Here is a 26,296-nt window from a genome sequence, read left to right on the forward strand (position 1 = left end):
AGCATCACCATAATGAAGGCATCAGGTTTGAAAAACGCTGGCAAGACCCTCCTCGCCTTGTCCCTGATGGGCGCAATGGCGGGCGCGGCCCAGGCAGACAGTAAAGTGCTGCACGTGTACAACTGGTCCGACTACATTGCACCGGACACCATCGCCAACTTTGAAAAAGAGTCAGGCATCAAAGTGGTGTACGACGTGTTCGACAGCAACGAAACCCTGGAAGCCAAGTTGCTGGCGGGCAAGTCCGGTTACGACATCGTCGTGCCGTCGAACAATTTCCTCGCCAAGCAGATCAAGGCCGGTGTGTACCAGGAACTGGACACGTCCAAGTTGCCCAACTACAGCAACCTGAACAAATCCCTGCTCAAAGCCGTGTCGGTCAGCGACCCGGGCAACAAGCACGCGTTCCCGTACATGTGGGGCTCCATCGGCATCGGCTACAACCCGGAGAAGGTCAAGGCTGCGCTGGGCGTGGACAAGATCGACTCGTGGGACGTGCTGCTCCAGCCCGAGAACATCGCCAAGCTGAAAAGCTGCGGCGTGAGCTTCCTCGATTCGCCCACCGAAATGCTGCCGATTGCCCTGCATTACCTGGGCCTGCCAACCGACAGCCAGAAGAAAGACGACCTCAAGCAAGCTGAAGCGCTGTTCCTGAAAATCCGTCCTTCGATCGGCTACTTCCACTCGTCCAAGTACATCTCGGACCTGGCCAACGGCAACATCTGCGTAGCCGTGGGTTACTCGGGTGACATCCAGCAGGCCAAGTCCCGCGCGGCCGAAGCCGGCGGCAAGGTCAAGGTGGCCTACGACATTCCCAAGGAAGGCGCGGGCAGCTTCTTCGACATGGTCGCCATTCCCAAGGATGCCGAAAACGTCGATGCCGCCTATAAGTTCATGAACTACCTGCTCAAGCCGGAAGTGATGGCGTCGATCACCAACAGCGTGCGTTTCCCGAACGGTAACGAGAAGGCTACCGCACTGGTCGATAAAGACATCACCAGCGACCCGGGCATCTACCCGCCAGCGGACGTGCAAGCCAAGCTGTATGCAATTGCCGACCTTCCGGCCGCTACCCAGCGCGAGATGACGCGCAGCTGGACCAAGATCAAGTCGGGCAAGTAAGCCCTGCTACCCGTGGGAGGGCGCAAACGCCCTCCCACACATTAATTAAATGAAAGAAAGTTTTGCCGGATCGGTTTATCGAAGGTAAGTTGCGCGCCGGTTTTGTTGCCGGGCAACAACTTCAGGGCCAACTATTGAAGAGGACCTCCACTTGCCAATTTCTTTATTTCGCAAAGCCTTGCTGGTGGGTGCAGGTATCACGCTGGCTGTCAGCGTGCAGGCTGCACCGACGGTGCATATTTATAACTGGTCGGACTACATCGGCCCCGACACCCTGGCCAACTTCGAAAAGGCCACCGGCATCAAGCCCGTGTACGACGTGTTTGATTCCAACGAAACCCTGGAAGGCAAGCTGCTGGCCGGGCGCACCGGCTACGACGTGGTAGTGCCGTCCAACCACTTTCTCGGCAAGCAGATCAAGGCTGGGGCGTTCCAGAAGCTCGACAAGTCATTGCTGACTAATTATTCCAATCTTGACCCGGCGTTGCTCAAGCGTCTGGAAAAGAACGATCCGGGTAACCAGTATTCTGTGCCGTACCTGTGGGGCACCAACGGCATCGGTTACAACGTCGATAAAGTGAAAGAGGTGCTGGGCGTCGACCATATCGACTCCTGGGCGGTGCTGTTCGAGCCGGAAAACATGAAGAAGCTCGCCAGCTGCGGCGTGTCGTTCATGGACTCGGCCGATGAGATGCTGCCGGCGGTGCTCAACTACATGGGCCTGGATCCCAACAGCACCAACCCGGCCGACTACAAGAAGGCCGAAGAGAAGCTGCTCAAAGTACGGCCCTACGTGACCTACTTCCATTCCTCCAAATACATCTCGGACCTGGCCAACGGCAATATCTGCGTGGCGGCCGGTTTCTCCGGCGATGTGTTCCAGGCTAAGGCCCGTGCGGCCGAAGCAGGCAAGGGCGTGAACATCGCCTACGCGATTCCCAAGGAAGGCGGCAACCTGTGGTTCGACGTACTGGCGATTCCCAAGGACGCCACCAACGTCAAGGAAGCCCACGCCTTCATCAACTATTTGCTGCAACCTGAGGTGATCGCCCAGGTCAGTGATTACGTCGGCTACGCCAACCCTAACCCAGGGTCGGACACACTGATGGAGCAATCGATACGCACCGACGCAGCGGTTTACCCACCGCAGGCGGTTCTCGACCGGACATTCGTCAACTTCGAGCTACCCCCGAAGGTGCAACGCTTGATGACCCGTAGCTGGACCAAGGTCAAGACGGGCAAGTAGCGCTCAAACTATCCAGGGTTCGCCCGCATTGGGCGAACTGCACTCTTTTTTTGGGAGTTTCGTAAATGGCTGTTGCCTCCGGCGCCTACAAGAAAGCCCTCGAGGGCGACCAGACACCGAAGAAGGTGCTGGTCAAAATCGACCGGGTCACGAAGAAGTTCGACGAGACGATTGCCGTGGACGATGTGTCCCTGGAAATCAAGAAAGGCGAGATTTTCGCCCTGCTCGGCGGTTCGGGATCGGGCAAGTCCACCCTGCTGCGCATGCTTGCAGGTTTCGAGCGCCCGACCGAAGGCCGCATCTACCTCGACGGTGTCGACATCACCGACATGCCGCCCTACGAGCGGCCGATCAACATGATGTTCCAGTCCTACGCGCTGTTCCCGCACATGACCGTGGCGCAGAACATCGCCTTCGGCCTGCAGCAGGACAAGATCCCCAAGGCCGAAGTCGACGCCCGCGTGGCCGAGATGCTCAAGCTGGTGCAGATGAGCCAGTACGCCAAGCGCAAGCCGCACCAGTTGTCCGGCGGTCAGCGCCAGCGCGTGGCCCTGGCCCGCTCCCTGGCCAAGCGCCCGAAACTGCTGCTGCTCGATGAGCCGATGGGCGCGCTGGACAAGAAACTGCGCTCGCAGATGCAGCTCGAGCTGGTGGAGATCATCGAGCGCGTCGGCGTGACCTGCGTGATGGTCACCCACGACCAGGAAGAGGCCATGACCATGGCCGAGCGCATCGCGATCATGCACCTGGGCTGGATCGCGCAGATCGGCAGCCCGATCGATATCTACGAGACGCCTACCAGCCGTCTGGTGTGCGAATTTATCGGCAACGTCAACATCTTCGAAACCCAGGTGGTGGACGACGCCGAAGGCCACGCGGTGCTCAAATGCCCGGACCTGGACCGCGATATCTACGTGGGCTACGGCATCGCCACTGCGGTGGAAGACAAGTCGGTGACCTACGCCATCCGCCCGGAAAAACTGTTGGTCACCTCAGAGATGCCGACCTGCGAGCACAACTGGTCCAGCGGCAAGGTGCACGACATCGCTTACCTGGGCGGTCACTCGGTGTTCTACGTGGAGCTGCCGAGCGGCAAGCTGGTGCAGTCCTTCGTCGCCAACGCCGAGCGCCGTGGCCAGCGCCCTACCTGGGGTGATCAGGTGTACGTGTGGTGGGAAGACGACAGCGGCGTGGTACTGCGCTCATGAACACAAAAAAACTCAAGCGGCGCTTGAACCGCCTCGTCCCCAGTGGCAAGCAGGTGGTCATCGGGATTCCGTTCCTGTGGCTGTTCCTGTTTTTCGCACTGCCGTTTTTCATCGTGTTGAAAATCAGCTTTGCCGAAGCCGATGTGGCGATCCCGCCGTACACCGAGATCTACACCTACGTTGAGCAGAAGCTGCAAGTGGTGCTGAACCTGGCCAACTACAGCCTGCTGGCGGGGGACGAGCTGTACATCGCCGCCTACCTCGGCTCGCTGAAAATGGCGTTTTTCAGCACGCTGCTGTGCCTGCTGGTCGGTTACCCGATGGCCTACGCCATCGCCACCGCGCGCAAAGAGATGCAGACCGTGCTGGTGCTGCTGATCATGATGCCGACCTGGACCGCGATCCTGATCCGCGTGTATGCGTGGATGGGCATCCTCAGCAACAACGGTCTGCTCAATGGCTTCCTGATGTCCATGGGGCTGATCAGCGAGCCGCTGCAGATCCTCAACACCAACATTGCGGTGTACATCGGCGTGGTCTATTCGTACCTGCCGTTCATGATCCTGCCGCTGTACGCCAACCTGGTGAAGCACGATCAGAGCCTGCTGGAAGCCGCATCCGATCTGGGTTCGAGCACCTTCAACAGCTTCTGGAAAATCACCGTGCCGCTGTCCAAGAACGGCATCATTGCCGGTTGCATGCTGGTGTTTATCCCGGTGGTGGGCGAGTTCGTGATCCCCGAACTGCTCGGCGGCCCGGAAACCCTGATGATCGGTAAAGTGCTGTGGCAGGAATTCTTCAATAACCGTGACTGGCCGGTGGCGTCCGCCCTGGCGGTGGTGATGCTGGCGATCCTGATCGTGCCAATCATCCTGTTCAACCGCAGCCAGGCCAAAGAGCTGGAGGGCAAGATATGAAACGCTTTCGTTTCTCCAGCTTCATGCTGGTCGCAGGCTTGTTGTTCATCTACTTGCCGATGCTGATCCTGGTGATCTACTCGTTCAACGAATCCAAGCTGGTGACGGTGTGGGGCGGTTGGTCGATCAAATGGTACGTGGGCCTGCTGGACAACACCCAGTTGATGGGCTCGGTGGCGCGCTCGCTGGAAATCGCCTGCTACACGGCGGTGGCGGCGGTGGCGCTGGGTACGCTGGCGGCCTTCGTGCTGACGCGCATCAGCCAGTTCAAGGGCCGCACGCTGTTCGGCGGCCTGGTCACCGCGCCGCTGGTGATGCCCGAAGTGATCACCGGTCTGTCGCTGTTGCTGCTGTTCGTGGCAATGGCGCAGTTGATCGGCTGGCCCCAGGAACGTGGCATCGTCACCATCTGGATCGCCCACACCACCTTCTGCGCGGCGTACGTGGCGGTGGTGGTATCGGCGCGCCTGCGTGAGCTGGACCTGTCGATTGAAGAAGCGGCGATGGACCTGGGCGCGCGGCCGTGGAAGGTGTTCTTCCTGATCACCATCCCGATGATCGCGCCGTCGCTGGCGGCGGGCGGCATGATGTCGTTTGCGCTGTCGCTGGACGACCTGGTACTGGCCAGCTTCGTGTCGGGGCCGGGTTCGACCACCTTGCCGATGGAAGTGTTCTCGGCGGTGCGCCTGGGGGTCAAACCCGAGATCAACGCCGTGGCGAGTCTGATTCTGTTGGCGGTGTCGCTGGTGACGTTTCTGGTGTGGTTCTTCAGCCGGCGTGCCGAAGAGCATCGCAAGAAGGCGATCCAGCAAGCCATCGAAGAAGCCGCCGCCGAAGGCTGGAAACAGCCCGACAAGCGCCGCGCGCCGGCGCCGGTTTAAAGTGTGGGGGTGGGGCTTGCTCCCGAGAGCAGGGTGTCAGTCAATTGAAGTGAGACTGACCCACTGCTATCGGGAGCAAGCCCCCTCCCACCTTTAATTGCATTTCAAGTTGATTACGCTGCCCACGGCGAGGTGCGAATCACCTGTACAAAATTCGTCGGCTTGAACCCCGGCACCTGGTCCAGCAGAACATCGGTCTTTACGTTACCAAACGTGGTCTGCGGACGATGGCGCAAGCCGTCGGCAAATGCACAGATGATGCACTCCTTGAACCCCTCACCGCGTGGATGCGCATGCACCACAGCCTCGCGTTGCGCGCTGCTGAACGCGGCGTAGTCCATGCCCAGCACGTCCATTTCCACACCGGCGGTTACCAGCGCCACCGTGGGGCGCAGATGCTGCGGCACCCCCGGGGTTGTGTGCAGGGCGATGGACAGCCATACCTGCTCGATATCGTCATCGCTCAGCCCGTAAGGCTTGAGAAACTTCGCCGCCGCATTGGCGCCGTCCACTTCGAAGCGCTTGTCGTCGCTGCGATGGCCTTCCATCAAGCCCAGGTCATGGAACATCGCGCCGACGTACAGCAACTCAGGGTTGTACGCCAACTGCTTGCGTTCACCGCTCAATGCGCCAAACAGGAACACCCGGCGCGAGTGGTGGTAGAGCAGGTCGGACTCGATGTCGCGGATGTAGTCGGTAGCGGCCCTGGCCAGGGCGCTGTCGGGGATCTTGATGCCGGCGATGGTCGTGGTCATGGTTGTTCTCCTGTGGGAAGCACCCAGTCTGGTCGCGCACCTGCCGGGCGGCCATCGCGGCGAGGGTGCAATTGCGGCCAATATGCCGACACATCGTGCCAGGGGTGTACTCGGTCGAATGGGGGCGGTGGCTTGCCTGATAGCATCACCTCGATATACCTGATACACCGAGGTGTCTGCATCGCAGGCAAGTCAGCTCCCACAGGGGTGTCGGGTCAGCCCTATAAAGGTGTCGTCATGCATAGAACCGTCGCCATCCTGATCTTCCCTGGCGTCCAGTCGCTGGACGTGAGCGGACCCATGGATGTGTTCTGCGAGGCGAACCGATTCCTGGCGCCCGAGGACCATTACCAACTGGAAGTGATCGGTGTGGGTCACGGCGTGATGGCCGCTTCCAATGGGTTGTCGCTGCAAGCCCACAAGCACTACAGCGAAGCTCTGCAAACCTGTGATCTGCTGCTGGTCGCCGGCGGCCCGCAGTTGCCCTTCGAGGACTTCGGCGCGCAGTTCTATGATTGGTTGCGCGGCGCAGCGGCCCGGTCGCAGCGCTTCGGGTCGATCTGCAACGGCGCGTTCATGCTCGCGCGTGCCGGTTTGCTGGGCGGGAAAACCGTGACAACGCATTGGAACGATGCCGCTGACCTGGCGCGCCTGTGCCCCTCGGCGCGGGTCGAGGCCGACCGTCTTTACGTGCAGGACGGCAACCTCTACACCTCGGCCGGTGTGACGGCGGGTATCGATTTGTCGTTGTACCTGCTGGCCCAGGATCACGGGCCGGAGGTGGCCTTGAGCGTTGCCAAGCGCCTTGTGGTGTTCACCCAGCGTTCGGGCGGGCAGTCGCAGTTCAGCCCATTTCTCACACCCCATGCCGACACCTCCTCGGCGGTGGCTCGGGTGCAGTTGTATGTGTTGGCCAATTTAACCGGGGATTTGACCATCGCCGATCTGGCCAGGGCGGCCAGCATGAGTGCGCGCAATTTCTCCCGGGTGTTCGCCCGTGAAGCGCACATCACCCCGGCGGAGTTCGTCGAGCGTGCACGCGTGGATGCCGCGCGGGTGATGCTCGAAAGCACCCGCGCGCCGCTCAAGACGGTGGCTTATCAGTGCGGCTTTCGCGATGCACAGCACATGCGCAGCGTGTTCAGCCGCCGGCTGGGGGTGACGCCGCAGCGGTTCAGGCTCAACTTCGCCGCACCGGTGTGAGGCGCCGGTTTGAGAGTGCCCCTCGACCAATGCCTATCGCGCTGGCAGTAGCTTGAGCGTGCCGCGCGTGTTGGCGGTGACTTCCTCGTCGGTGAAGTGCGCCTGTTCGTAACCGCCCTCGATGTAGGTTTGTGCCTGGTCGCTGTAATGCGCGTCGAACGGCACGCCGCTTTGCCCGACCGGGTTGATGGTGAGGGCGTGGGCGGCGTCGGCGAAGTCGATCAGGCGGCGGGTGGAGGGGCCGTAGGTGACGGGCCAGGGCGCCGGGCCGATATTGGCTGACTGGTTGTTCGGTACTTCGTGGGTGCCGGGCGCGGCGAACGGGCCGACGTTAACGATCTGGTCCAGCGGCTGTTGCGAGCCCAGCGGATGGCCGTGGGTCAGGGTGTGCGCCTTGCCCCATTGCCACTGCGTCGGGTCGTCGCCGAATGTAGCCTTGAGATGGCTCAGGCTGTTGTCCCACGCGCGCTTGACGGTGTCGGCGCGCTTGCCGTCCCACCAGGGCGAGTCCACGGACGCAGCCAGGCGCGGCAGCGCGGCGTCGATCACGCGGGTGCTGAGCAGGGTCTTGAACAGTGCGTCGCCAAGTTTGGGGTGGAAGGCCGCCTCAGCCAGGTTGAACAGGAACTGGTTGAACAGCGTGGCACTGGTGGAATCGAGCGGATAATCGCCTTTCCACGCCGCCAGTTGCTCCACCAGCTGCAACTGGGCCGGGTCCTTGACCACCTCGCGCAGCACCGGCAACAACGGCGCCAGCAGGCGCGGGCCGAACGCCGTGGTGGTGCCCAGTTGCAGAGCCTGGCTGTTGGTGACGTTCCACTTCACGCTGTTGTCGCTCAACTGCGCATTCAACTGCTGGCCACGGTCGGGCAGGTTGTAATAACCAGGGATTTCCATGCCGGTGGGCGATACCGGCTGGGCATTGGCGGACACCACGTAACCCCGCGCCGGGTTCTCTTCCTGCGGGTTGGCACTGAACGGGTAGAAGCCCAGTTTGTCGCCTTCCGGTGTGCTGCCGTCGAGGATCATCCCGGCATTCACGCCCGGCGGCCGCATCGGCAATTGCGCCGCCGCCCACCAGCCGATGTCGCCCTTGGCATTGGCCCACACGATGTTCAGGCCCGGCGCCGACACTTTGGAAGACGCCGCGCGCGCCTTGGCCAGGGTGTCGGCGCGGTTGAGTTCGTAGAAGCCTTCGAGGCTGCGGTTGTCGGTGTCGAGAAACGCCCACCACATGGCAATCGGCGTCGTGCCGCTGTTATCGCCGAGCACACTGTTGATGATCGGGCCGTGGGGCGAGCGGCGCAGGGTGAGGGTGACCGGCTCCTGGCCCTTGACTGCAATCTGCTGTTCGCTGCGGGTCATGTCGACCCATTGGCCGTGGTACCAGACCTGGTTGGGGTTGTCCGGGTTGGTCTTCTCGGCGATCAGGTCGAGGTCATCGTTCTGGAACATGGTCAGGCTCCAGCCGAAGTCCAGGTTGTGCCCCAGAAACGCCATCGGCGACAGCGCGTTGTGGTAGCCGTACAGCTCAAAGCCCGGCGCCGACAGCTGCGCCTCGTACCACACCGCCGGCACCGAAAAACGAATATGCGGGTCGCCCGCCAGCAACGGCTTGCCGCTCTGGGTGCGGCTGCCACTGATGGCCCAGGCGTTGCTGCCTTCGAACTGCGGCAAACCATTGTCGGCCAGGGCCTGATCGCTCAACCGGGCAAGGGCGCCGAGGTGTTGCCAGTCGCTGTCTGCCAGGTTCAGGGCGCCCCTGGGCTGCCAGTCGAGGTCGAAGACCTTCAGGTAGTCGCTGCCCAACCGGTCGTGGATATAGGTCAGCAACGGCTCGGTACGAAACGCGGCGGCAAAGCTGTAGGCCATGTACCCGGCAACACTGACGCTGTCCTCGGCGGTGAACGGCCGCTTGGCAATGCCCAGCACGTCGAACTCCAGGGGGCTGGGGTGGCCGGCCTGATACTGGTTGATGCCGTCGAGGTAGGCTTGCAGGGCTTTCCAGGTCGCGGACTCGTGGTCCATGTGCGCCACGTAGTCAGCGGCGCGCTCGCGAATGCGCAGGCTGCGAAACAGCTTGTCGGTCTCCAGCAGTTTGGGCCCCAGCACCTCGGCCAGTTCGCCACGGGCCAGGCGCCGCATCATCTCCATCTGGAACAGCCGGTCCTGGGCCTGCACATAGCCGAGGGCGCGATACAGATCGGCCTCGTTGCCGGCGCGAATGTGCGGCACGCCACGCTCGTCATAGCGCACCGTGACCGAGCCTTGCAGGTTGGCCAGCGTCTGCGTGCCCTGGCGGGTCGGTTGTTTGCTGTAGACATAGCCGCCAACGCCGGCCATGACGGCGACGATCAGCAGGGCAAGCACGATCAGGCTGCGTTTCATGGACGGTCCTTGGTCAGTCGCCTTCAAAGGTCATCGAAGTCTAATGGGTTTGGCGATGAAATGCCGATTGCCGCCTCGACAGCCGAGGTTCAAGTGGCCCGCGCCCCGCTGGGGCACTATGGCGCGGGATACTTTCGAGCTTTTTTGCCATGACCTGCGCCCTGCAACCGTTACCCGCCCCGCTGCGTCCCGAGGTTGCCTATACCGGCTGCCTGGAAGCACCCTCGCTGATTGCAGGTTTTTTGCGGCACCCGCCGGTGGGTTTTGACGCGCAGGTTTCCCATCAGGGCCTGCCGTACTTCTTCACCCCCTTCGACCTGCTGACCACCGCCGACGACAGCTTCGTGGAACGTGTGCGCGGCTGGCCAGGCTACGGGCTCTGGCATGCCTGGTTGCGGATCGACAGCTGCTTTGTGGGCACCACCGTCAGCGAATATGCGCCGTTCCCCCAGGGCGTGTCGCCCCAGGACCTTGCCCAATGGTTGCAGCATGAATGCGCGCCGCAACGTGCGCTCACCATCGTCAAGGACGTGCCGTGCCAATCGCCGCTGCTGAGCGAGGCCGACAACCACTACGCGCAACTCCTGATCGATGACTGCACACGTCGCGGCTTCATCAGTCTGGAAGGCCAGGCGCTGGCGTATGTGCCGATCAACTTCAGCAGCGTCGACGACTACCTCGCGCGTCTGTCCTACAGCCGTCGCCGCAATATCCGACGCAAACTGCGCAGCCGTGAGGCGCTGCACATCGAAGTGCTGCAAACCGGCGACGCGCGCTTCAACGACGACGCCTGGCTGGCGCGCCTCTACGGGCTGTACCGCGCGGTATACGACCAGAGCGAGATCCATTTTGACCTGCTCACCCCTGCGTTCTTTACCGAACTGCTGCGCGACGCCCACAGCCATGGGCGTGTGTTCTGTTACTGGCACTGCGACGAACTGGTCGGCTACAACCTGTGCTACGTGCAGGACGGCAAGCTGCTCGACAAGTACATCGGCCTCAACTACCCGCTGGCGCTGGACTTCAACCTGTACGTGGTCAGCTGGTTCGTGAACCTTGAATACGCCATTGCCCAGGGCCTGGATTTTTACGTGGCGGGCTGGACCGACCCTGAGGTCAAGGCCAGCCTCGGCGCCAGCTTCACCTTCACCCGCCATCTGGTGTGGGTGCGCAACCCGCTGCTGCGCAAGCTGGGCAACCGCTGGCGTCATCACTTTGAAAGCGACACCCAATGGCATCAGGAACACACGTCATGAAGGCCCTCGCACCGCTGATCCTCGATTTTGACGGGGCCGTGAGTGACATTTCCGACGCGGTGCACCTGCCGTTGCAGGCCTGGCAGGAAACCATCCGCTTCGGCTGCCGCTGGAGGCAATTCCACGCGCTGGAAAAAGCCCTCGATACGCGAATGCCCGACGAGCATGGCTGTGTGTTCACCGGCAGCGGCGACTATCACCACCTCAGTCATCTGCTGCTCAAGCGCCTGCCCACGCAGCAGAAATTCCAGCTGATCATCTGCGACAACCACCCTGACAACATGCGCTACCCGTTCGGCATCCACTGCGGTTCATGGGTGTACTGGGCCAGCCGTCTGCCGCAGGTCGAGCATGTGCATGTACTGGGTATCGGCTCGCAGGACATTGGCCTGGGGCACGCCTGGGAAAATCACTGGTCGCCGCTGCTCAAGGGCAAGCTGACCTACTGGAACGTCAACGTCGATACGCGCTGGATGAACTGGGTGGGCTGTGGCCGCGGCAATCGCGCCTTCAGCCATGCCGATGCGCTGATGAGCGCGTTTCTGGCGCAGTTTGATCGAGCGCTGCCGGTGTACCTGTCCATCGACAAGGACGTGCTGAGCCCGGACGTGGTGAACACCAATTGGGATCAGGGTGAGTTTCTGGAGCATCACCTGGCGGCATTGATCGAGGTCTGTCAGGGCCGGATTATCGGCGCCGACATCACTGGCGACGTGTCCGAATACCATTATCAGAGTGCGTTCAAGCGTTGGTTGAGTGCGTCGGACGGCCAGGTGGCGCTACCGCCGGACCAGGTGCGGATCTGGCAACAGCAACAGAACGCGCTGAATGCGCGGCTGGTCCGGCAGATTCATCAAGGTTGGGCTGCGCGGTAACCCTCAGGAGGGCGAGGTTTCCAGCGCCGTCTCGCCCGTCTTGGCCTCGGGGCTTTCCTGGCGCGCCAGACACAGAATGCCCGCCACGATCAGCAGGCCGCCGATGACCTTGGGAAGGGTCAGCGTGTCGTTGAACAGCCACACCGACACCAGCGTCACGCTGATCAGCTCCAGGTAGGACGCCGCGAACGCCGGGCCGATGGGCGCGTGTTTCATCAAGGTCATCCAGGTGAAGAACGCACCGATATAGCCGACAAACGCGCCGTAGATCCAGGGGTGACCAAACACGCGGACCAGCCAGGCCACATCCATCGCCAGGGGTTCGGCGTGGATCGAGGCGTACTTGAAACTGACCTGGGCCAGGGTGTCGAAAAAGATCAGCGAGAGAAAACCAAGGATATAAAAACGTTTCATCAGCCGAACCCCACAACGACAGTGCCCAGGGCGATCAGCAGGATGCCGATCAAGCGCCATTTGGTCAGGCTTTCTTTGAACCACAGGCGACCGGCAATCATGATCACCACGATATTGAACGAGCCCAGCATCACCGCCACCGACAACGGCACCAGCGACAGAAAGGCCAGCCACAGCACGAACTCGATCACGTAGAGGCCGATGCCGATCCAGAACCAGTGGCGCGCCAGCATGTGGCGCCAGTGGGCCATGCCGGAAAATTCCGCGCTGTGGGTGGCGGCGGCCTTGAAGGCCAGTTGGCCGGACGTATCAACGATGACGTTGAGAATCCAGAGGATGAAAGTCAGTTGGCTCATGGGGTCTGTGCGGTGGTCTGGGAGCGGCCAACATACCGCAGCCGGACGCCGCGGTTTTCGAAGTTCGCCGGCGCAACAGCCTACGTTCAGGTTGCCTGTTCAGGGCGCAACAGGGGCCGAACTCCACGAGCAATAGCAGCCCACCGCGAGGGTGTGGGTGGCGTTGACCTCGCGGCCGTCCTCCAGCGCCTGCAGGATCGGTTCGATAAAACTGTTACTGGCGTTGCACGTGAGCCCTTCGCTGTACGGCCCGAAATAGGCGAGCTTGCCGCTGCGGTCCCAGATACCCACGGCCGGGCTGGCCGGTATCTGCTCGGCGCCGGGCAGCGCGTCGAGGGCTTTGAGCGCCAGCAGGTTGGCGGGCAACTGGCCATGGCTGCCGGGCTTTTGCACGGCCCCTGGGCGCGTAGTGCTCGATCAGGTCGCCCAGGTGCTGCTGGTTGCCGACCGTGCACGGGCAGGCCGGGTCCCAGAAGTGCACCAGGCGAATCGGGCCGGGGCCGGCAAGTTCGGCGGGCAGGCGCAGCGCATCGCCAGAGAATACCGCCGTGTGTGCGCTGAAGGCGCGCAGGTAGCGGCCCTGAAACCAGGCATACGCCGCCCACAGCACGCCGGTGCAGAGGACCAGCAACAGGCCGGCAAACAGGGCGGAACGGTAGGGCTGTCGCATTCGGATCGATCCTCAAGGGTCGCGTAGCTTGCCATGCCTGCCTCGACAGATGAATATCGCAGCTCGATCTTCATCTTCACCGTGAGTCTGGAACCCTTTATGCCTGTCACCTTTGACCCCGATCACCTGCGCGCGAGTCTGCGCCCGCTGGTGGATGCGCAACCGCTGTCAGCCGAGGCGCGGGTGTACCAGCGTTTCTACGGGCTCGACTTGCCTTCGCGCAAGGTGGTGAGCCGTCTGGGGCGCTTCGAGGTGGACGGCTTCGAGGTGGTGGCGCAGGTATGGTGGCCGCCGGTGCCGGTGGCGACGATGTTTTTGTTTCATGGCTTCTATGACCACATGGGGCTGTATCGGCATGTGGTGGACTGGGCGCTGGAACAGGGTTTTGTGGTGATCGCCTGCGACCTGCCCGGGCACGGTCTGTCCAGCGGCACGCGTGCCAGCATCGATGATTTCGCGGTGTATCAGCACGTCGTGCATGGGTTGTTCGAGCAGGCCCAGGCGTTGCACTTGCCGCAGCCCTGGCATCTGTTCGGGCAAAGCACCGGCGGCGCGGTGGTGGTGGACCACTTGCTCAGCCACGGCGCCGACAGTCCGGCCCAGGGCAAGGTCCTGCTGCTGTCCCCGTTGGTGCGCCCGCGCGCCTGGGGCTGGTCGCAGCTCAGCTATTACCTGCTGCGGCCATTCGTCAAAGGCATCGCGCGGCGGTTCAGCGAGAACACCCACGACCCCGAATTCAAACCGTTTCTTGAAGCCGATCCGCTGCAACCCCGGCAACTGCCCACCGCCTGGGTGGGAGCGCTGGTGCAATGGATCAAGCGCATCGAAGCGGCGCCACGCAGCGCAAGGCGAGTGGTGATTGTGCAGGGCGAGGAAGACATGACGGTAGACTGGCAGCACAACCTGCAGGTGCTGCGCAGCAAGTTCGAGCAACCCGAGGTGCTGATGCTGGCCAAGGGGAGGCATCACCTGGCCAATGAGATTGCGCCGATTCGCGAAGCGTACTTCCGCTATTTGACGGACCACCTGAAGTAATCCAGCTCGCAATGTGGGAGGGGGCTTGCTCCCGATAGCGGTGCATCAGTCGCCTTGGTGTCGACTGGCACTCTGTTATCGGGAGCAAGCCCCCTCCCACATTTTTTACGGTGCCAGGCTTGAAGTGCTTTGGCCCACCGCCAATCCTGCCCGGATCGCCGCCAGCGCCGCCTGGTAATACGCCTTGCCCTGCGGTGACTCTGCAAAGGTCGCGAATTCTTCCAGCTCCGGGTCGGACAAATCCCGATAGACGTAGAGCAAGGTGTTGTACAGGTCCTTATCGATCTGCTGCATCAGCCGTTCGCGTTGGCCGTTCAACATGCCCTGGGCCTGCCCGCCGCCGAGCAAGCCGGGGATCATTTGGCTGAGGCTGTCGGCCGCCACGCCGGCAATCGCCAGGCTGACTTCCGCACCGGCTTCACGGGCGGGCAACGCCTGGGCCAGGTGGCCGATGATCAGGCTGCGGGTGGCGTCGGCCTGGATTTTCGGCAGGCCCTGGGCGTTTTTCGCCAGTTGGTCACGGCGCGTGGCGAGCAACTCGGCGGCGACGATCTTGCGGCCCAGCGGCGACTGGAAAAAACTCAGCGCCGGTTGCGGGTCGGCCAGGTGCTTGCGCAATTGCGCCTCGGCCCGCTGGTCCATGGCCTGGGCGGCGAAGCGTTTGTTGCTGTTGTCCACCAGCGCCTGGTACACCGCCGGCGGCAGGCTGTTGCGGTAGCGCTGCTGGGCGGCGCTGAGGGCGTCATTGAAATGCGCACGTTGTTCGGCCCAGCCGGCAACCTTGTACAACTGGTCATGGCTGTCTGCCCAGGCGGGCAACACGCAGAACATCAGCAAGGAAAAAAACAAACGACGCATAAGGACTCCTGTCAGTCGGCCACTATTGTCCGTGTCGGGCGTAGGATTTGTCGAGAAGTCCTATCAGTCACCTGACTAAAGTGTGTTCAGTCGCTCGACGGCGCTGTCGAATTCCCAGGCGTATGGATACTATGCGCGCCATGCAAATACCCCTCGATCACCCCTTGCTGCAACGCATTGTCGACGACCTGGCCGAAAAAGGCTGGTCGCAGCAGCACGCTTTCCTGCCCGAGGTTCTGACCCTGGAGTTGGCGGCTGAGTGCCGTAAACGTGCGGCCGAAGGTGAGCTGGCGCCTGCGGCCGTGGGGCGAGGCCCGACGCAGGAGATTCGTGAGGGGATTCGCGGTGACCATATCCAGTGGCTGGAGGAGGGCGACGCCGCCGTCTGCGACACTTACATGGCCGTGATGGACAGCCTGCGCCTGGCCATGAACCGTGGCCTGTTCCTGGGCCTGGAAGATTTCGAAAGCCATTTTGCGATGTACCCGCCCGGCGCGTTTTATCTCAGGCATGTAGACCGTTTTCGCGACGATGATCGGCGCATGGTATCGGCCGTTATCTACCTGAATGACGCCTGGCTGCCCGAGCACGGCGGCCAGTTGCGCATGTACCTCAAGGGCGGCACCGAACACGATGTGGTGCCCACCGGCGGCAGCCTGGTGGTGTTCCTGTCGGGCGAAGTGCCCCACGAAGTGTTGCCCGCCACGCGCGAACGGCTGTCGCTTACGGGCTGGTTTCGCCGGCGGGGCAATGAGCCTTTCTAAGCATTGACTCGGCCGGGACCCAGCGCTTATCAAAAAATAATGTGCTGATTCAAAACTTGAAATTTCAGGTAACCACATCTTTGTGGCGAGCGGGCTTTGTGGCGAGCGGGCTTGCCCCGCGTTGGGCTGCGCAGCAGCCCCAAAATCATGCACAGTGCAGTGTCAGGCACACCGCGTTTTCCTTGATTGGCGGCGCTGCGCACCCCAACGCGGGGCAAGCCCGCTCGCCACAACAAGCCCGCTCGCCACAGAGGCTCCAGCGCCTTGCACATTCACCGTGTGTTACTCAGGCTTTAACCATTTCTGCCACATCGCCTTCAACCGGCCATCGGCCTTCACCCGATGCAACGCGTTGTCCAGGCTCACCTTGAACGCCGGGTTGCCCTTCTGAAACGGAATCGCCAGCTCGGGTTTCTCGCTGTACGCCTCGCTGAAATCGAAACGATCCTCAAGCTCGGCAGTCATAGCGATATGGTTGATGGCCACGTCGTACTTGCCGGTTTCCACGCCCGACAGCATGTCGGCGTCATCGGTGGTGATGAACGAGGGGCGCAGGTCCATCTCCTTGGCCAGTTGTTCGCCCAGCTCCACTTCAAAACCGGTGAGCTTGTCGCCGTCCTTGAAGTTGTAAGGCGGCGTATTGGCTTGCAGGACGATGCGCAGTTCACCGCGATCGTTGATATCGTCGATCAACTCGGCGTGAGCCAAGGGACTCAAGAGGGGTAGCAACAGTAACAGGCCAGGCGAGAAGCGCATGGTCACTCCTAGATTCGAATGTGCGAGGCGCCGATCAGCATCGCTTTGTCAGGGTGTCGAGTGCCTTGGACAGCAATATGTCGCGAAGTTGTCCTGAACCTACAGATTTCATACAAAACTGGAGAAGCGAATGAAAGCCCTTATGTCTCGTACCGCCCTGGCCAGCCTGCTGCTGGGTGCATCGATGTTGGCTGGCGCCGCTGACGGCATCCCGCGCAGCGCTCCACCTGAGGGTGCCAAGGTGTTTATCGTCTCGCCCAAGGACGGCGCCACCGTCGACAAGACCTTCACCGTCAAGTTCGGCATGGAAGGCTTGACGCTGGCCCCGGCCACCGAGCAGGCCGCCGGCACCGGTCACCATCACCTGCTGATCGATCAGAAGGAATTGCCGGACGCCAAGCTGCCGATCCCGGCCACCGACACCGTGATCCATTACGGCAAGGCCCAGACCGAAACCGAACTGACCCTCACCCCGGGCAAGCACACCTTGCAACTGGTGGCGGGCGACAAGCTGCACATGCAGTTCAACCCGACCGTGGTGTCCAAGGTCATCACCGTTAACGTCAAGTAAGCGTTGTTCGGCTAAAAAAAATGGGAGACCCCTGCGGGTCTCCCATTTTTTGTGCGGCGTGAAACGTCAGAACAATACGCGACTGCGGATAGTGCCGGAGATGTGCTGCAGCTTCTCCTGCGCCAGGTCCGAGTACTCGGCATCGACGTCGATCACCACGTAGCCGACCTTCTCGTTGGTCTGCAGGAACTGACCGGAGATGTTGATGCCGTTTTCTGCAAACACCTTGTTGATCTCCATCATCACACCTGGAATGTTCTGGTGGATGTGCAGCAGGCGGTGCTTGCCAGGGTGAGCCGGCAGGGCCACTTCCGGGAAGTTCACCGACGACACCGAGGTACCGTTGTCGCTGTACTTGACCAGCTTCTCGGCCACTTCCAGACCGATGTTGGCCTGGGCTTCGGCGGTGGAACCGCCGATGTGCGGGGTCAGGATCACGTTGTCCAGGCCACGCAGCGGGCTTTCGAAGACGTCGTCGTTGGAGCGCGGCTCCACCGGGAACACGTCGATGGCGGCGCCGATCAGGTGCTTGTCCTTGATCGCGTCGGCCAGGGCGTCCAGCTTGACCACAGTGCCGCGCGCGGCGTTGATCAGGATCCCGCCTTTCTTGATTGCGCGGATTTCCTTCTCGCCCATCATCCACTGGGTCTCGGACGTTTCCGGTACGTGCAGGGTGACGATATCGGACATGCCCAGCAGCTCGTTCAGGCTCGACACCTGAGTGGCGTTGCCCAATGGCAGCTTGGTCAGGGTGTCGTAGAAGAACACCTGCATGCCCAGGCCTTCGGCCAGCACCGACAGCTGCGTACCAATCGAGCCGTAGCCGATGATGCCCAGCTTCTTGCCACGGATCTCGAAGGAGTTGGCCGCGCTCTTGATCCAGCCGCCACGGTGGCAGGAAGCGTTCTTCTCGGGGATACCGCGCAACAGCAGGATGGCCTCGGCCAGCACCAGCTCCGCAACGGAACGGGTGTTGGAGTACGGTGCGTTGAACACCGCGATGCCGCGCTCGCGCGCAGCGTTCAGATCCACCTGGTTGGTGCCGATGCAGAAACAGCCGACCGCCACGAGTTTCTTGGCGTGATCGAAGATCTCTTCGGTCAGCTGAGTGCGGGAGCGAATGCCGATAAAGTGCGCGTCGGCGATCTTTTCCTTCAGTTGGGCTTCCGGCAGAGAACTGGTGATGTACTCAATGCTGGTGTACCCGGCGGCCTTCAGGACGTCGACGGCCGATGGGTGGACGCCTTCCAGAAGAAGGAACTTGATCTTGCTCTTATCGAGAGAAGTCTTGCTCATCTGCGTAAACCTGTATCCCGGAGAAAAATGGCAGGGAATCGAATAGCCGGATATGCCCTGATTCACCAATACTGTTCCCGTTTGACGGCGTCTGTTGCCGTCATGCTGCGTTGCCGCTCCTCCCCATAGCCAGCTATGAGTCGTCGCGGCGCCTTGCCTGACGACAACAGCCACTCGCCAAACAGAAACGTATTGGTAAATCAGGGCACAGAGCTGACCCGGACGGCAGGAAAGCCGTCACCGCAGAAACGCCCTTTGGGTCTGTCCTGCGGGGGCGGTATGCTAGCATACGCACCCCGCTAAACACCTATTCCTGCGACGTGAAGCGTTCTCAGGATGACCATGAATTGTTCGAGAGTTCTGTCGATGACCCAGGTTGCCCTGATTGATGAGCTGAAGACCCTGGTTGAGCCCGGCAAGGTGCTGACCGATGCCGACTCCCTGGAAACCTACGGCAAGGACTGGACCAAGCATTTCGCCCCGGCGCCCACCGCCATCGTCTTTCCCAAGACCATCGAACAGGTGCAGGCCATCGTTCGTTGGGCCAATGAGCGCAAGGTCGCGCTGGTGCCGTCCGGCGGGCGTACCGGGCTGTCGGCGGCGGCGGTGGCGGCCAATGGCGAGGTGGTGGTGTCGTTCGACTACATGAACCAGATTCTCGACGTGAACCTCACCGACCGCACCGCCGTCTGCCAGCCGGGCGTGGTCACCAAGCAATTGCAGAACGTCGCCGAGGAAAACGGCCTGTATTACCCGGTGGACTTCGCCTCGTCCGGTTCCAGCCAGATTGGCGGCAACATCGGCACCAATGCCGGCGGAATCAAGGTGATTCGCTACGGCATGACCCGCAACTGGGTGGCCGGCATGAAGGTCGTCACCGGCAAGGGCGATGTGCTGGAACTGAACCGCGACCTGATCAAGAACGCCACCGGCTATGACATGCGCCAGCTGTTCATCGGCGCCGAAGGTACCCTGGGGTTTGTGGTCGAGGCCACCATGCGCCTGGACCGAGCGCCCAAAAACCTCACGGCCATGGTCCTGGGCACCACCGACTTCGACTCGATCATGCCGGTGCTGCACGCCTTCCAGGGCAAGCTGGACCTGACCGCCTTCGAGTTCTTTTCCGACAAGGCCCTGGCCAAGGTCATGGGCCGTGGCGACGTGCCCGCCCCATTCGAGACCGATTGCCCGTTCTACGCGTTGCTGGAATTCGAAGCCACCACCGAAGACGTCGCCAACCATGCTTTGGAAACCTTCGAGCACTGCGTGGAGCAGGGCTGGGTGCTGGACGGCGTGATGAGCCAGAGCGACACCCAACTGCATAACCTGTGGAAACTGCGCGAGTACATCTCCGAGACCATTTCCCACTGGACGCCGTACAAGAACGACATCTCGGTGACGGTCTCCAAGGTCCCGGCCTTCCTCAAGGAAATCGATGCGATCGTTGGCGAGCACTACCCCGACTTCGAAATCGTCTGGTTCGGCCACATCGGCGACGGCAATCTGCACCTGAACATCCTCAAGCCGGAAAACCTGAGCAAGGATGAGTTCTTCGCCAAGTGCGCCACCGTGAACAAGTGGGTGTTCGAAACCGTGCAGAAGTACAACGGCTCGATCTCCGCCGAACACGGCGTGGGCATGACCAAGCGCGATTACCTGGCCTACAGCCGCTCACCGGTTGAAATCGAATACATGAAGGCCGTGAAAGCGGTATTCGACCCGAACGGGATCATGAACCCCGGCAAGATCTTCGCTGTTTAAACGCACCTGAAGGAGTCGTTCCATGAGCTACCAGCACAAGTATATCGACGGCACCAATATCCACTTCCCGTTGGGCAAAGTGGTGTGCATCGGGCGTAACTACGCCGAACATGCCAAGGAACTGAACAACCCGGTGCCCACCGAACCGCTGCTGTTCATCAAACCGGGCAGTTGCGTGGTCGGGCTGGAGGGCGGTTTCGCCATCCCCACCGAGCGCGGCTCGGTGCACTACGAGGCGGAAATCGCGGTGCTGATCGGCAAGCCCCTGTCCAACAACCCCAACCGTGAAGAAGTGCTGGACGCCATCTCCGGCTTCGCCCCGGCCCTGGACCTGACGCTTCGCGACAAGCAGGCCGAACTCAAATCCCAGGGTTTGCCCTGGGAAATCGCCAAGTCGTTCGACGGCGCGGCGGTGATTGCCCCCTTCGTGGTAAGCAGCACGTACCCGGACGTCACCGACATCGGCATCCGCCTGACCATCAATGGCGAAGTGCGCCAGGACGGCAACAGCGCGCTGATGCTCAACCCGATCATCCCGATGATCCAGCACATGGCCGGCTGCTTCTCGCTGCAGGCTGGCGACGTCATCCTCACCGGCACTCCCGCCGGCGTGGGCCCGCTGAATGTGGGCGATGAACTGGTGCTGGAACTGGCGGGCGGCACCCGCTTCGAAAGCGTCGTTCGCTAAAAGCTTGGTCAAAACCTGTGGGAGGCTCCGCAAATCTTCGCCTTAACGCTGTCGTGCAGCAAACCGGAGCCTCTGTAGCAAGCGCGCCCGTTGTGACAAGCGCGCTTGTTGTGGCGAGCGGGCTTGCCCCGCGTTGGGGTGCGAAGCGCCCCCAATCAACAAAAGCGCGGTACACCTGACACTGCGCAGCGCATAGTTTTGGGGCTGCTGCGCAGCCCAACGCGGGGCAAGCCCGCTCGCCACAGCATTACCGTCTTTGCATTTTTTTCACACGCCGTCTGGATAATCCTCGCTTCTAACGCGCAGCCCTTCGCATCCTGTGCTATTCCCTACCGCTGACTTTCCGGAAAAGCGACCCATGGCCGTGCCTCTGCCTACCTCCAAATCCACGCTTCGCCCCCGCCGTTTCATGCGCTGGTATTCCTGGGTATTCCTGGCCGCTGCGGTGCTGTATGGCGTGGCCTGGGCCATGCATTGGGACGACCGGGGCGTGCTGTGGGTGCTGGAACGCTTCGAATCCCCGGCAGAACGCCAGCAAAGCATCTGGCTGCCGGACTATCACGCGGTGGTCGACGCCAAATTGCTGCCCGGGATGGAAGGGGATGAGGCGTCGGACGTCTCCTACAATCCGCACAGCAAAACGCTGTTTTCGGTGATGGGCAAGAACCCGTTTCTGGTCGAGCTGAGCCTGCAAGGCGACGTTCTGCGCAAGATGCCGCTCAATGGCTGGAACAACCCGGAAGCCGTGACGGTGATGGAAAACGGCCTGATCGCCGTGGTCGACGAGCGTCAGCACAGCCTTACCATCGTCAGGATCGATGCGGGTACCACTGCGCTGAACAAAGCCGATTTCCCCAGTTATGACCTGGGCCCGTCCAAGGACCAGAACAAGGCCTTTGAAGCCGTCGCCTGGGACCCGCGCAACCAGCAACTGGTGCTCGGCGAAGAGCGCCCGCCTGCGCTGTTCACCTGGAAAAGCGATGGCAGCCAGACCCTGGTCGGCGCCAAGCAGAAGCTGAGCAGCAACGAACTGGATGTACGCAACCTCTCGGCCCTGGCGGTCGACCCGCGTACCGGCCACCTGCTGGTGCTGTCAGCCGACTCGCACCTGCTGCTGGAGCTGGACGAGCATGGCAAGCAAGTCAGCTTCATGACCCTGCTCGGTGGTTTCAACGGCCTGAAGAACACCATTCCCCGTGCCGAAGGGGTGACCATGGATGACGAGGGCAACCTCTACATGGTCAGTGAGCCCAACCTGTTCTACCGTTTCGAAAAGCATCAATAACCGGCGGATTGCGTCGGTTTGATCCCTGTAAACGGCATTCGCCAGACAGCCGGGCGCGTTTAAGTTTAAATTCAGGCGAACTTGATATCTATTCGCCAGTTTTTTTCTCCGAGCCCGCCCCGATGCGTCGACTTGCCCGTCCCAAACCTGCTTTTCTCATCCTGTTGTTGATCGCCCTGGTGGCCGGCGTGGTCGTCGCCCAGCAGTTTCGCCTGTTCGAACGGGCCTGGTTCAACTGGCAAGTGTGGCGCCAGCCGGCCGACCAGCGCTCCATCGGCCTGAACGACTACCAGGTCACCCTCGAAGCGCAGAAAATCGAGGGCCTGGACGACGATGTCTCGGCGCTCACCTACGACCCGGTGCGCAAAAGCCTGTTTACCGTGACCAACAAAAACGCCGAACTGATCGAGCTGTCCCTGGACGGCAGGATCCTGCGGCGTATTGCGCTGGTAGGGTTTGGCGATGCCGAGGCGGTGGAGTTCATCAGCGACAACATCTACGTGATCAGCGATGAGCGCCAGCAACGGCTGATCAAGGTGCACGTGGACGATGACACGCAATTTCTCGACGCGGCCGACGCCGAGCAAATGACCCTGGGCGTGCACATGGGCAGCAACAAGGGCTTTGAAGGCCTGGCCTACGACTCGGTGGGCAAGCGCCTGTTCGTCGCCAAGGAGCGCGACCCGATGCTGATCTACGAGGTCCACGGGTTTCCCCATTTCAAAGCGGAAAAAACCTACTCGGTGCACGTGATCAATAACCCCAAGCGCGACGCCGGGCTGTTCGTGCGCGACCTGTCGAGCCTGCAGTACGACGAGCGCAGCGGCCATTTGCTGGCGCTGTCGGATGAGTCGTTTCTGGTGTTGGAGCTGGATATCGACGGTCGCCCATTGAGCACCTTGTCGTTGCTCAATGGACGCCATGGATTGAAGAAACGCGTGCCCCAGGCCGAAGGGATCGCCATGGACGACCAGGGCAGCCTGTACCTGGTGAGCGAACCGAACCTGTTTTATGTATTCAAGAAACCGGACGCTTGAACCGCTGAAGATCCAATGTGGGAGGGGGCAAGCCCTCTCCCACATTTAGCGACTGTGTCAGGCTTTGAGGGTTTTCACGCCTTCAGGAGTGCCCAGCAACAACACATCCGCCGGGCGAGCAGCGAACAGGCCGTTGGTAACCACGCCGACAATGGCATTGATCTGCGTTTCCAGCCCCACCGGATCAGTGATCTGCATATTGAACACGTCAATGATGATGTTGCCGTTGTCGGTCAGCACGCCTTCGCGGTACACCGGGTCGCCGCCCAGCTTCACCAGCTCGCGGGCCACGTGGCTGCGGGCCATGGGGATCACCTCCACCGGCAGCGGGAAAGCGCCGAGCACCGGCACCAGCTTGCTGGCATCGGCGATGCAGATAAAGGTTTTGGCCACGGCCGCGACGATTTTCTCGCGGGTCAGGGCTGCGCCGCCGCCCTTGATCAGGTTCAGGTGCTCGTCGCTCTCATCGGCGCCGTCGATGTAGAACTCCAGGTCGCTAACGGTGTTGAGCTCGTACACAGGAATGCCATGGCCCTTGAGGCGCGCGGCGGTGGCTTCGGAGCTGGCCACGGCGCCGTCGAACGCGCCCTTGTGCAGGGCCAGCGCATCGATAAAGCAGTTGGCGGTGGAGCCGGTGCCGACACCGACGACGCTTTTGTCGTCGAGTCTGGGAAGGATTAAATCGACGGCGGCCTGGGCCACTGCCTGTTTGAGTTGATCCTGGGTCATGCGGGCTCCGGAACGGGCGGGGAGTTATCGAGGGCGGCGAGTATAACCCAACAAAACCTCGGGATTCGTGTGGTCGTACGGCCAAAGGCCGGGTTAGACTCATCGGTCCTGTCCCACTCGCCCAGTGATTGCCGCCGATGCTTGAAGACTACGTCAAAAAGATCCTCACCTCGCGCGTTTACGACGTTGCCGTAGAAACCCCGTTGCAGATCGCCCCGCAGCTTTGCGAACGCCTGGACAACAAGGTCTGGCTCAAACGCGAAGACTTGCAGCCGGTGTTCTCGTTCAAGATTCGCGGCGCCTACAACAAGCTCACCCAGCTCGGCAGCGAGGAGCGCGCGCGCGGCGTGGTCACCGCGTCGGCGGGCAACCACGCCCAGGGCCTGGCCCTGGCGGCCAAGGTGCTGGGGGTCAAAGCCACTATCGTGATGCCCAAGACTACGCCCGAGATCAAGGTCGAAGGCGTGCGCTCCCGGGGCGGCATCGTGGTGCTGCACGGCGACTCCTTCCCGGAGGCGCTGGCCTACTCGCTCAAGCTGGTCGACGAACAAGGCTACGTCTACATCCACCCCTACGATGATCCGCACACCATTGCCGGGCAGGGCACCGTGGCGATGGAAATCCTGCGCCAGCACCCTGGGCCTTTGGACGCGATTTTCGTGCCGGTGGGCGGCGGCGGGCTGATCGCCGGCATCGCGGCGTACGTGAAATACCTGCGCCCGGAGATCAAGGTCATCGGCGTCGAGCCGGACGATTCCAACTGCCTGCAAGAGGCCATGGCCGCCGGCGAACGCGTGGTGCTGCCGACCGTGGGCCTGTTTGCCGATGGCGTGGCGGTGGCGCAGATCGGCCATTACACCTTCGAGATCTGCAAGGATTATGTGGATGAAGTGATCACCGTCAGCACCGATGAAATCTGCGCGGCGATCAAGGACATCTACGACGACACCCGCTCCATCACCGAGCCGGCCGGCGCGTTGGGTGTGGCCGGCATCAAGAAATACGTGGAGACCCGCGGCGTCAGCGGGCAGACGTTCGTTGCCATCGACTCCGGCGCCAACGTCAACTTCGACCGCCTGCGCCATGTAGCCGAGCGCGCCGAACTCGGCGAGGGCCGCGAAGCCATCATCGCCGTGACCATCCCCGAACGGCCGGGCAGCTTCAAGGCGTTCTGCGAGGCTGTGGGCAAGCGCCAGATCACCGAGTTCAACTACCGCTACCACTCCGGCAGCGAGGCGCACATCTTTGTCGGCGTGCAGACGCACCCGGACAACGACCCGCGCAGCGCACTGATCGCCAGCCTCACCCAGCAGGGTTTCCCGGTGGTGGACCTGACCGAAAACGAACTGGCCAAATTGCACATTCGCCATATGGTCGGCGGGCATGCGGCGCACGTCAGCAATGAATTGGTGTTCCGTTTCGAGTTCCCGGAGCGGCCGGGGGCCTTGTTCAACTTCCTTAATAAACTGGGCGGGCGCTGGAACATCTCGATGTTTCACTACCGTAACCACGGTGCGGCAGACGGCCGTGTGGTCGCCGGCCTGCAAGTGCCGGCGGACGAGCGTCACCTGGTGCCGGCGGCCCTTGAGGCGATTGGCTACCCGTACTGGGATGAAAGCGAGAACCCGGCCTACACACTCTTCCTCGGTTAGCGACTACGCTGCAGGCGCAACCTTTTAAGGAATACGAGCGATGGAAACCCTGATCACCCTGAAAGTTATCCACATTGCTGCCACGGTATTGCTGTTGCTCAGCGGTATTGGCCTGGCGCTGCTGGCCTGGCGCAAACGCAGCGCAGGCCCGGCGGTGACCCTGCAACGCCCGTGGGTGTTTGTATGGTTATTGATGGGTGTGTGCGTGGTGAGCATGCCGTTCACCGGCTGGTGGCTGGCACACCTGACGGGCTGGCCGCTGGGGCAAACCTGGATCCTGGGCTCGAGTATTGTGTATACCGTGGCCGCGCTGGCCTGGTTCTGGCTGGTGGCGCGGCTCAATCGCCTGCGCAGGGGCGAGGGTGGCAGCCTGAACTTCACGCGGGTGCTGGCGGTGGTCAGCCTGGTGGGGTTTGTGGTGATTGCCGGGTTGATGGGGGCCAAGCCGGTTTGAGATTTTTTGTGGCGAGCGGGCTTGCCCTAATGCCGTTCAGTTAAGCGCAGACTCCCTGTGGCGAGCAGGCTTGTCCTGCGTTGGGCTGCGCAGCAGCCCCAAAGCCAGACGCTGAGCCG

At 61.7% G+C, this 26,296-nt stretch carries 25 protein-coding genes and 1 pseudogene; 17 read left to right on the plus strand and 9 right to left on the minus strand.

The genetic code is table 11. The features are described 5' to 3' along the window. Positions 1-27 precede the first annotated feature (27 nt). From ACXX81_RS23790 to ACXX81_RS23810, 5 genes are all read left to right on the plus strand, one after another. A complete protein-coding gene (locus ACXX81_RS23790) occupies positions 28-1,122 on the plus strand; it encodes a polyamine ABC transporter substrate-binding protein (RefSeq protein ID WP_209990556.1) in 1,095 nt (364 codons plus the stop codon). 151 nt (positions 1,123-1,273) lie between these two features. Further along, complete coding sequence (locus tag ACXX81_RS23795; RefSeq protein ID WP_209986121.1) at positions 1,274-2,368, plus strand: polyamine ABC transporter substrate-binding protein; 1,095 nt, start codon at positions 1,274-1,276, stop codon at positions 2,366-2,368. A 65-nt stretch (positions 2,369-2,433) separates the two neighbouring features. Next, positions 2,434-3,576: an ABC transporter ATP-binding protein gene (locus ACXX81_RS23800; RefSeq protein WP_057006455.1), complete on the plus strand. Its 1,143-nt coding sequence runs from the start codon at positions 2,434-2,436 to the stop codon at positions 3,574-3,576. Next, a complete protein-coding gene (locus tag ACXX81_RS23805) occupies positions 3,573-4,493 on the plus strand; it encodes an ABC transporter permease subunit (RefSeq protein ID WP_057006456.1) in 921 nt (306 codons plus the stop codon). The genes ACXX81_RS23800 and ACXX81_RS23805 overlap by 4 nt, the downstream gene beginning before the upstream one ends. Continuing rightward, a complete protein-coding gene (locus tag ACXX81_RS23810; RefSeq protein ID WP_458572492.1) occupies positions 4,490-5,374 on the plus strand; it encodes an ABC transporter permease subunit in 885 nt (294 codons plus the stop codon). Before ACXX81_RS23805 ends, ACXX81_RS23810 begins: the two co-directional genes overlap by 4 nt. A gap of 113 nt (positions 5,375-5,487) precedes the next feature. Here ACXX81_RS23810 and ACXX81_RS23815 read toward each other — a convergent pair whose 3' ends face one another. Continuing rightward, positions 5,488-6,129, minus strand: a complete 642-nt coding sequence (locus ACXX81_RS23815; protein WP_322212140.1) for an HD domain-containing protein — start codon at positions 6,127-6,129, stop codon at positions 5,488-5,490. Between the two features lie 237 nt (positions 6,130-6,366). On the opposite strand from ACXX81_RS23815, the gene ACXX81_RS23820 reads away from it, so the two are divergent. Continuing rightward, a complete protein-coding gene (locus ACXX81_RS23820) occupies positions 6,367-7,332 on the plus strand; it encodes a GlxA family transcriptional regulator (RefSeq protein ID WP_231422762.1) in 966 nt (321 codons plus the stop codon). A gap of 33 nt (positions 7,333-7,365) precedes the next feature. Here the strand turns inward: ACXX81_RS23820 and ACXX81_RS23825 are convergent, their stop codons facing one another. Continuing rightward, positions 7,366-9,720 (minus strand): penicillin acylase family protein, encoded by a 2,355-nt coding sequence (locus tag ACXX81_RS23825; protein WP_458572493.1) that lies wholly within the window; start codon positions 9,718-9,720, stop codon positions 7,366-7,368. A gap of 149 nt (positions 9,721-9,869) precedes the next feature. Between ACXX81_RS23825 and ACXX81_RS23830 the strand changes: the two genes are divergently transcribed. Next, positions 9,870-10,976 carry a GNAT family N-acetyltransferase gene (locus tag ACXX81_RS23830; RefSeq protein ID WP_458572494.1) on the plus strand — a complete coding sequence of 369 codons (1,107 nt, stop codon included), beginning with the start codon at positions 9,870-9,872 and terminating at the stop codon, positions 10,974-10,976. Next, positions 10,973-11,851 (plus strand): hypothetical protein, encoded by an 879-nt coding sequence (locus ACXX81_RS23835; RefSeq protein WP_458572495.1) that lies wholly within the window; start codon positions 10,973-10,975, stop codon positions 11,849-11,851. Before ACXX81_RS23830 ends, ACXX81_RS23835 begins: the two co-directional genes overlap by 4 nt. 3 nt (positions 11,852-11,854) lie before the next feature. Here the strand turns inward: ACXX81_RS23835 and ACXX81_RS23840 are convergent, their stop codons facing one another. The 3 genes and pseudogenes from ACXX81_RS23840 to ACXX81_RS23850 form a co-directional block, all read right to left on the minus strand. Next, on the minus strand, positions 11,855-12,265 hold the full coding sequence (locus tag ACXX81_RS23840) for a DMT family transporter (RefSeq protein ID WP_209986087.1): 411 nt from the start codon (positions 12,263-12,265) through the stop codon (positions 11,855-11,857). Next, positions 12,265-12,621 carry an EamA family transporter gene (locus ACXX81_RS23845; RefSeq protein ID WP_209986083.1) on the minus strand — a complete coding sequence of 119 codons (357 nt, stop codon included), beginning with the start codon at positions 12,619-12,621 and terminating at the stop codon, positions 12,265-12,267. Before ACXX81_RS23845 ends, ACXX81_RS23840 begins: the two co-directional genes overlap by 1 nt. Before the next feature lie 99 nt (positions 12,622-12,720). Beyond that, positions 12,721-13,291 (minus strand): annotated as a pseudogene (locus ACXX81_RS23850) (DUF6436 domain-containing protein). Positions 13,292-13,390: 99 nt separating this feature from the next. Between ACXX81_RS23850 and bipL the strand changes: the two are divergent. Continuing rightward, the gene (gene bipL / locus ACXX81_RS23855; protein ID WP_209986077.1) at positions 13,391-14,326 is read left to right on the plus strand and encodes a phospholipase BipL; all 936 of its coding nucleotides are present in this window, start codon (positions 13,391-13,393) and stop codon (positions 14,324-14,326) included. A gap of 105 nt (positions 14,327-14,431) precedes the next feature. On the opposite strand, the gene ACXX81_RS23860 is transcribed toward bipL, so the two are convergent. After that, a complete protein-coding gene (locus ACXX81_RS23860) occupies positions 14,432-15,184 on the minus strand; it encodes a DUF2059 domain-containing protein (RefSeq protein WP_322212134.1) in 753 nt (250 codons plus the stop codon). Between the two features lie 131 nt (positions 15,185-15,315). On the opposite strand from ACXX81_RS23860, the gene ACXX81_RS23865 reads away from it, so the two are divergent. Beyond that, a complete protein-coding gene (locus tag ACXX81_RS23865; protein WP_209986070.1) occupies positions 15,316-15,948 on the plus strand; it encodes a 2OG-Fe(II) oxygenase in 633 nt (210 codons plus the stop codon). A 282-nt stretch (positions 15,949-16,230) separates the two neighbouring features. On the opposite strand, the gene ACXX81_RS23870 is transcribed toward ACXX81_RS23865, so the two are convergent. Next, the gene (locus ACXX81_RS23870; RefSeq protein WP_231422757.1) at positions 16,231-16,704 is read right to left on the minus strand and encodes a transporter substrate-binding domain-containing protein; all 474 of its coding nucleotides are present in this window, start codon (positions 16,702-16,704) and stop codon (positions 16,231-16,233) included. A gap of 130 nt (positions 16,705-16,834) precedes the next feature. On the opposite strand from ACXX81_RS23870, the gene ACXX81_RS23875 reads away from it, so the two are divergent. Then, a complete protein-coding gene (locus tag ACXX81_RS23875; protein WP_209986065.1) occupies positions 16,835-17,275 on the plus strand; it encodes a DUF4399 domain-containing protein in 441 nt (146 codons plus the stop codon). Between the two features lie 66 nt (positions 17,276-17,341). Here the strand turns inward: ACXX81_RS23875 and serA are convergent, their stop codons facing one another. Beyond that, positions 17,342-18,571 (minus strand): phosphoglycerate dehydrogenase, encoded by a 1,230-nt coding sequence (gene serA / locus ACXX81_RS23880; RefSeq protein WP_057006466.1) that lies wholly within the window; start codon positions 18,569-18,571, stop codon positions 17,342-17,344. A gap of 366 nt (positions 18,572-18,937) precedes the next feature. Here serA and ACXX81_RS23885 point away from each other — a divergent pair, with 366 nt between their 5' ends. The 4 genes from ACXX81_RS23885 to ACXX81_RS23900 all read left to right on the plus strand — a co-directional run bounded on the left by ACXX81_RS23885 (position 18,938) and on the right by ACXX81_RS23900 (position 23,342). Further along, positions 18,938-20,332 (plus strand): D-2-hydroxyglutarate dehydrogenase, encoded by a 1,395-nt coding sequence (locus ACXX81_RS23885; RefSeq protein WP_209986057.1) that lies wholly within the window; start codon positions 18,938-18,940, stop codon positions 20,330-20,332. A gap of 22 nt (positions 20,333-20,354) precedes the next feature. Next, positions 20,355-21,020: a fumarylacetoacetate hydrolase family protein gene (locus ACXX81_RS23890; protein WP_057006468.1), complete on the plus strand. Its 666-nt coding sequence runs from the start codon at positions 20,355-20,357 to the stop codon at positions 21,018-21,020. A gap of 358 nt (positions 21,021-21,378) precedes the next feature. Further along, entirely contained in the window at positions 21,379-22,305 is a 927-nt protein-coding gene (locus ACXX81_RS23895) for an SdiA-regulated domain-containing protein (RefSeq protein ID WP_458572496.1), read from the plus strand. A gap of 122 nt (positions 22,306-22,427) precedes the next feature. Beyond that, positions 22,428-23,342, plus strand: coding sequence for an SdiA-regulated domain-containing protein (locus ACXX81_RS23900; protein ID WP_209986052.1), 915 nt, complete (start codon positions 22,428-22,430; stop codon positions 23,340-23,342). Between the two features lie 57 nt (positions 23,343-23,399). Here ACXX81_RS23900 and rpiA read toward each other — a convergent pair whose 3' ends face one another. Beyond that, positions 23,400-24,071, minus strand: a complete 672-nt coding sequence (rpiA, locus tag ACXX81_RS23905; protein WP_231422755.1) for a ribose-5-phosphate isomerase RpiA — start codon at positions 24,069-24,071, stop codon at positions 23,400-23,402. Between the two features lie 137 nt (positions 24,072-24,208). Between rpiA and ilvA the strand changes: the two genes are divergently transcribed. Next, positions 24,209-25,723 (plus strand): threonine ammonia-lyase, biosynthetic, encoded by a 1,515-nt coding sequence (gene ilvA / locus ACXX81_RS23910; protein WP_209986046.1) that lies wholly within the window; start codon positions 24,209-24,211, stop codon positions 25,721-25,723. Positions 25,724-25,763: 40 nt separating this feature from the next. Continuing rightward, entirely contained in the window at positions 25,764-26,177 is a 414-nt protein-coding gene (locus ACXX81_RS23915; RefSeq protein ID WP_209986043.1) for a DUF2269 family protein, read from the plus strand. Positions 26,178-26,296: the final 119 nt, after the last annotated feature.

This window comes from Pseudomonas sp. GNP013, assembly GCF_054343995.1.